The 6,120-nt window shown below is 65.9% G+C and carries 6 protein-coding genes and 2 pseudogenes; 1 reads left to right on the plus strand and 7 read right to left on the minus strand.

What is annotated here, in order from left to right; genetic code table 11:
* A pseudogene (locus F6S12_RS29010) lies at window positions 1-82 on the minus strand (LysE family translocator); the annotation flags it as partial.
* Window positions 83-241: 159 nt separating this feature from the next.
* Here F6S12_RS29010 and F6S12_RS29015 point away from each other — a divergent pair.
* Window positions 242-715, plus strand: coding sequence for an Lrp/AsnC family transcriptional regulator (locus tag F6S12_RS29015; protein WP_011064366.1), 474 nt, complete (start codon window positions 242-244; stop codon window positions 713-715).
* Window positions 716-720: 5 nt separating this feature from the next.
* Here the strand turns inward: F6S12_RS29015 and F6S12_RS29020 are convergent, their stop codons facing one another.
* The 6 genes and pseudogenes from F6S12_RS29020 to F6S12_RS29045 all read right to left on the minus strand — a co-directional run.
* Window positions 721-1,653, minus strand: coding sequence for a phosphatidate cytidylyltransferase (locus F6S12_RS29020; RefSeq protein WP_011064365.1), 933 nt, complete (start codon window positions 1,651-1,653; stop codon window positions 721-723).
* Window position 1,654: 1 nt separating this feature from the next.
* A complete protein-coding gene (locus tag F6S12_RS29025) occupies window positions 1,655-2,278 on the minus strand; it encodes a lysophospholipid acyltransferase family protein (RefSeq protein ID WP_315869632.1) in 624 nt (207 codons plus the stop codon).
* Between the two features lie 9 nt (window positions 2,279-2,287).
* Window positions 2,288-2,743 carry a hypothetical protein gene (locus F6S12_RS29030; protein WP_015637562.1) on the minus strand — a complete coding sequence of 152 codons (456 nt, stop codon included), beginning with the start codon at window positions 2,741-2,743 and terminating at the stop codon, window positions 2,288-2,290.
* Entirely contained in the window at window positions 2,733-4,079 is a 1,347-nt protein-coding gene (locus F6S12_RS29035; RefSeq protein ID WP_315869633.1) for a phosphatase PAP2/dual specificity phosphatase family protein, read from the minus strand. Before F6S12_RS29035 ends, F6S12_RS29030 begins: the two co-directional genes overlap by 11 nt.
* Window positions 4,079-5,836, minus strand: coding sequence for a bifunctional alpha/beta hydrolase/class I SAM-dependent methyltransferase (locus F6S12_RS29040; protein WP_011064361.1), 1,758 nt, complete (start codon window positions 5,834-5,836; stop codon window positions 4,079-4,081). The genes F6S12_RS29035 and F6S12_RS29040 overlap by 1 nt, the downstream gene beginning before the upstream one ends.
* A gap of 10 nt (window positions 5,837-5,846) precedes the next feature.
* Window positions 5,847-6,120 (minus strand): annotated as a pseudogene (locus tag F6S12_RS29045) (CDP-alcohol phosphatidyltransferase family protein); the annotation flags it as partial.

Raw genomic sequence — 6,120 nt, forward strand, 5'->3', positions numbered from 1 at the left:
CCTGGCGGGCGCCGGTTTGCAGCAGCAGGATCATGTCGGGGCCGGGCAGCAGGTAGACCACCGCCAGAGCCAGGAAATACATCCACAGTTGCGCCACCTTGCACCCCCTTCGTTGTCGAGTCGGTGCGCCCAGTTTAGGGCCACAGGGCAGGGCAGGTGCTTGCGTAATCAACCAACGGGAAAGCTGAAATTGGCATAATGTTCCACTAATGAACGGAATCACCATCTGGATATGCCAAACATGAAACTTGATGCCTATGACCGCAAGATCCTCGCCGCGCTGCAGCGCGATGGTCGCCTGAGCAACGTGCAACTGGCCGAAGAGATCGGCCTGTCGCCGTCACCCTGCCTGCGTCGGGTGCGCATGCTGGAAGAGGCCGGGGTGATCCGTGGCTACCAGGCCACCCTGGACCGCGACGAGGTGGGCCTGGGGCTGACCGTGTTCGTCGGGGTCAAGGTGGAGCGACACAACGATGCCGAGGCCGAAGCCTTCCGCCAGGCGGTATTGCAGTTGCCGGAGGTGATCTCGGCGTTCCTGGTATCGGGTGAATCGGATTTCCTGCTGCAAGTGGTGGTCCCGGACCTGCGTGGCTATGACCGCTTCCTGACCGGCCACTTGCTGAAGATCCCCGGGGTCAGCGACATCCGCAGCAACTTCGCGATTCACACGGTGAAAACCCCGGGGCCCCTGCCATTGGGGCATCTACCGGGCTGAAGGCTTCAGGTCCACCAGTAGCGCACCAGGTGGAAGAAGATCGGCGCGGCAAAGCACACCGAATCCAGGCGATCGAGCATGCCGCCGTGGCCCTCGATCATGTGCCCCCAGTCCTTGACCCCGCGATCGCGCTTGATCGCCGACATGACGATGCCGCCGGCAAAGCCCAGCAGGTTGATCAGCAGGGCGATGAGGAATGACTGCCAGACATTGAACGGGGTGATCCAGAACAGCGCCCCGCCGATCATCGAAGCCAGCAGGATGCCGCCGACAAAGCCTTCCACGGTCTTGGACGGCGACAGGTTGGGGGCGATCTTGCGCTTGCCAAAGAGTTTTCCACAGACGTACTGCAGCACGTCCGAGAGCTGCACCACGATCACCAGGTAAGCGATCAGCAGCAGGTTGCGGCCTTCATAGCCGGCGATGTCCAGGGTCAGCAGGGCGGGCACGAAGGACACGCAGAACACCGCGATCATCAGCCCCCACTGGACCTTGGAGGCACGCTCCAGGAAGTGCGTGCTGTCGCCACCGAGCGACGCGAGGATCGGCAGCAGCAGGAACACGTAGACCGGAATGAAGATCGAGAACAGCCCGTACCAGTCGGAGTAGATCAGCAGGTATTGCAGGGGCAGGGCCAGGTAGAAGGCCGCCACCAGGGCCGGATAGTCGCTGCGCCGGGTCGGGGTCAGGGTGAGGAACTCGCGCAGGGCGTAGAACGACACCGCATAGAACAGCAGGATCACCGCCGCGGTGCCGAGCCAGAAGGCGATACCGATCACCAGCACCATCACCCACCAGGCATTGATCCGCGCATTGAGGTTGTCGATCACCGGGTTGGGCGCGCCACGGGTGCGCCACTGGAGGATGAAACCGATCAGCGAGGCCAGCACCAGAATGGCGCCGATGCCGCCGAATAACATCAGGGTCTGCTTATCCATCTCAGGCGTGCTCCGGGGCCAGGGCCAGCAGCGCGGCGCGGCTGCGTTCGAGGAAGTGTTCCTTGGTTTCGTCTTCTTCCAGGGTCATGGGGGCGCCGAAACTGGTGGTGCACAGCAGCGGCAGGGGCAGGAAGCGGCCCTTGGGCATGACCCGGTTGAGGTTGGCGATCCACACCGGAATCACCTCAACCTGTGGATAACGCTTGGCCAGGTGGTAGATCCCGCTCTTGAACGGCAGCAGGCCGTCTTCGGGGTTGCGCGTGCCTTCCGGAAAGATGATCAGCGAGTCGCCGTTCTCCAGGGCATCGATCATGGGTTGCAGGGGGTTGTTATCCACAGCCTCCTTGCGCTCGCGGTCGATCAGCACGCCGTTGAACACCCGATTGATGATGTAGCGGCGCAGGTTGCTTTTCTGCCAGTAGTCGGCGCCGGCCACGGGCCGCGTCAGTTTGCGCAGGGCCGGCGGCAGGGAGGCCCAGAGCAGTACGAAGTCGCCGTGGCTGCTGTGGTTGGCGAAGTAGATCCGCTGCACCGCGCGCGGTGCCGAGCCCAGCCACAGGCTGCGGGCGCCGGTGATGCTGCGGGCGGCGGAGGTGATGAGATTGGCGACCAGGGGTTCGAACATGGGCATTCCTTATCCGGCAAAGGTCAGCCAGGGGCTGACCAGGATCACGCTCAGTATCACCAGCACTTGTGCTGCCAGCAGTAATGCCTGGCGGCGCAGCAGGCCCAGGGCCCCGCGGCTGCGTTGGTCCCAGGGCCGGCCGCCGCGCTGCGCGGGTTGCAGGCCGAGGGCGCTCAGGGCCTGGTCCAGGGCCTGGGTACTGTGTTCCAGGGTAGTTGGGGCGTCGGCCACGCGTTGAAACAGGTCGGCGTCGAAGGCTACCCGCAGCGCCAGGTACTTTTCCACAAGCCCCAGCAGCACCAGGGCCAGGCTGACCAGCAGCCCGCCCAGGGTGACGCTGGTCAGCAGGTACTGGCCCAGGCCATACAGCGCGCCGAGCAGGGTCAGGCCTGTGGATAACTGATCCAGGGCGCGGCCCCGGCGCAGCAGGCTGGCCACGCTGTAGAGCTGCATTTCAGTGGACATGGGCCGTTCTCCCGGCGCTGCTCAGGGTTTGCAGCGCCTGGCGGTGGGCGGGGTGCAGGACGATCTGTGGGCGGGCCCGCTGGATCTGCACGATGGCGGCATCCACCGTGGCTGCGCGGCCGCTGTGCAGCAGCCAGGCGGCAATCGCCGTGGCGCTGCGCGAATAACCCAGGGCGCAGCACACCAGCAGCGGCCCTTGCTGGCGCAGGCGTTCGATGGCGTGGGCGGCGGCCAGGCACTGCTCGGCACTGGGGGCGCACAGGTCCAGCACCGGCAGGCTCTGGTAGGCCCGCAACCCGCGGCTGTCCAGGGACAGCTCGGCGCACAGGTCGAGCACGGCGTCGAACGGGCTGTCCTTGAGCTCGGCCGGTGTCGGCAGGCGCCCGAGCCAGACGTTATCCACAACCGGGTCCGGCTGTGGATGTTTTTTTGTCCACAGCCGCGAGTTGATCCAGGCCGCCGCCAGGTAAGGCGCCAGCAACCAGCGTGCAGCGGGGCTGAGGCTGCCGTCCTGGCGCTTCTGGAAACCCTCGGCACCCAGCAGGGCGTAGTTCAAGGCCACCAGCAACAGCGCCACGGCGGGCCAGATCAGCCACAGCGCGGCGCCGCCCCAGGCAAAGGCTGCCCCGGCGAACAGCGCCGCACCCAGGCCATAGCGCAGGGCCAGCTGGCGGCGCTTCGGGTCCTGGGCCGCACGGGCACTGAACAATGGGCTGGGACGGTCCAGCGGCCATAGCCAGACACACAGCCAGCCGGCCAGGGCGCCTGTGGGTACATCGATGAAGTGGTGTTGATAAGTACTCAGCACCGAGACCCCGATCAGCGCGAACCAGCCATGCACCAGCCAGCGCCAGAAGCCCTGGGTATGCCGTGCGTAGCAGACCCAGAGCACCACCAGCAGGGCGATGTGCAGCGACGGCGCCTGGTTGAAGGGCTTGTCGAAGCCGGCCAGCACCGCGAACAGCCAGCCGAAAACCCCGTCCAGTTCCGGCCGGGAGAAGGTAAAGCTCAGCGGCCAGAGCAGGAAGCAACTGACCGCGATCACCTGGGCGGTGAGCAGGCGCAGGGCGTGGCGCTTGAGCTCGTCACGGCTGCGCGGCAACAACAGGGAGAAGCCGTAGAGCAGGTCGATGGACCAGTAGGGCACGATGGTCCAGGCCCAGAACGGCATGTGCCGTTCCCAGTCGAAGACCATGCTGCCGACGTCGTCGCGCTGGGCGGTGACCCAGGTGGCGAAGCCGTAGGTGCTGAAGAACAGCGGTGCCAGCAACAGCAGCCAGAGCACCGCGGGTTTCAGCAGGCCCGGCTCCCGGGCCGGCAAGGCGCCTGCGGCCATCATTGCACCCGTTGCGCCAGGGATACGCTGAAGATCCCCCATTCATCCACACGCATGGTGACCTTGCGAAAGCCGGCGGCCTCCACCAGTTGGTCCATCTCCGCCTGGGTGCGGCGGCGCATGACCCAGGCCTGGCCTTCGCGGTGGCTGGTCAGGGCGCGGGCGATCAGTTCCAGCTGCGGGTGCCACGGCTGGCCGGTGTACACCAGGTAGCCGCCGGGCTCCACGGCACTGGCCAGGCCCGCCAGGGAGCCGCCGACCATCTGGTTGTCGGCGAACAGCTCATAGAGCCCGGAGACCACTGCGAGGGTGGGTTTCGGGTCCAGGGCTGCGAGGTCCTCGCGGTCGAAGGCGTTGCCTTTGACGAAGCGGGCGATGTCCCCCAGGCCTTTTTCCTGGATCAGCGCACTGCCGTCGCGCACGTTGATATCGCTGTAGTCGCGCAGCAGGATCGATTCCGGCAGCGGGCTGACCCCTTGCAGGGCTTCGAGGATGTAGCGGCCGTGGCCGGCGGCGATATCGACGATGCGCACTTCGCTGTTTTGCTCACGGAGTTTTTCCATGGCCAGGCGCAGCAGTTCTTCCACATGCAGCTTGCGCTGGCGGATGCCGCGCCAGCCGATGGAGTTCAGGTAGTTCTGGTCGATCATCCGGCCCAGTGCGGAATGCCCGGTGGGGCGGTTGCGGTAGACGTAGTCCAGGGTGCTGCCGGAGTCGAAACCGGTGTCGAAGCCCAGCTTGACCCCCGCCGACAGCTGGCTGCCCAGGCGCATGCTGGCACGGGTGGCGCGCCAGTACAGGTCGCGCAGGGAGTTGTGCGGCAGCGGCGCGGCCAGGGCTTCGGACTCGGCGCAGGTAACGCCCAGGCGGTCGGCGTCCAGCAGGGCAGGGCGGTTCAGCGGGCGCTCGAAATTCTGCAGGATGAAGCGACGGATGCTGGCCATGGCCGGCGCCCGGTTCTTTTCCCCCAGGGTGTCGTGGAAGAAGCCCGGGAGGATGTGCTTTTCCTTGTGCAGACTGCCCAGGCGCTCGAAGAACTGCTCCTGGGGCTTGCGATGCACCACGAAGTCGGAGCCGGAGATCAGCAACTGGGTCGGCACCTGGATCGCCTGGGCGTCGGCTACCACCCGGTCTGCCGCTTCATACAGGCCCAGCAGTACATTCACCGAGATCGCCTTGGTGATCAGCGGGTCGCTGTCATAGCTGCGGACCCGCTCCGGGTCGTGGCTCAGGAAGCGCGCCTTGACGTAGCTGTTGACGAAGAAGTTGCCACGAAAGCGCCGCATCAGGGCCAGGCCGGGCCGGGCGAAGGGCACGTACAGCTTGACCTTGAACGCCGGCGAGGCCAGCACCAGGGAGCGGATGCGCGGCGCGTAGTCGTGGACCCAGGTGGACGCGATCACCGCGCCCACGCTCTGGGCCACCACGGCGATGTTTTCCTCGGCGATCCCATGAGCGCTGCCCAGGTGATCACAGAAGGTCTGCACGTCGCGCACGCTGGTAGCGAAGCTCGGGCTGTCGCCACGGGCGCCCGGCGACTGGCCATGGCCACGGGCGTCCCAGGCGAAGAAATCGAACTGGGGCAGGTTCAGCTCTTCCACCAGGTGGGCAATGCGCCCGGAGTGTTCGTGACCGCGGTGGAACAGCATCACCGCTTGCCGCGGTTCGCCAGGGGCCACTTCAGTGGCTGGCCAGTGGCGGTAGAACAGTTCGACACCGTCATGGGTTCGGAACGTCTGGTGTTGAGCGTCGCGCATAGCCATTTCCTTATGCAGAGGGAGCATTGTGCTGAACTTCTTTGAGGCCCTGGCGGACCCGATTGATCAGGGTGTAGACCAGCAGTGCGGCGACCAGTGCCAGCACGCCGTTTATCCACAGGGCGCTGAGCCAGCCCAGGGCGATGCCGGTGGCCAGCACGCCGAGGATGAAGGCGCGGTCGCTCTTGCCCATGGGCCCGTCGTAGCGCCGCGAGGCCCCGACCATGGGCCCGAGCACCCCGGCGTATTCACTGAACAGCGCCAGCAGGGTCACGGCCAGCACC

This window comes from Pseudomonas sp. JV245A (assembly GCF_032424515.1).
In the GTDB taxonomy this organism is placed as follows: domain Bacteria; phylum Pseudomonadota; class Gammaproteobacteria; order Pseudomonadales; family Pseudomonadaceae; genus Aquipseudomonas; species Aquipseudomonas protegens.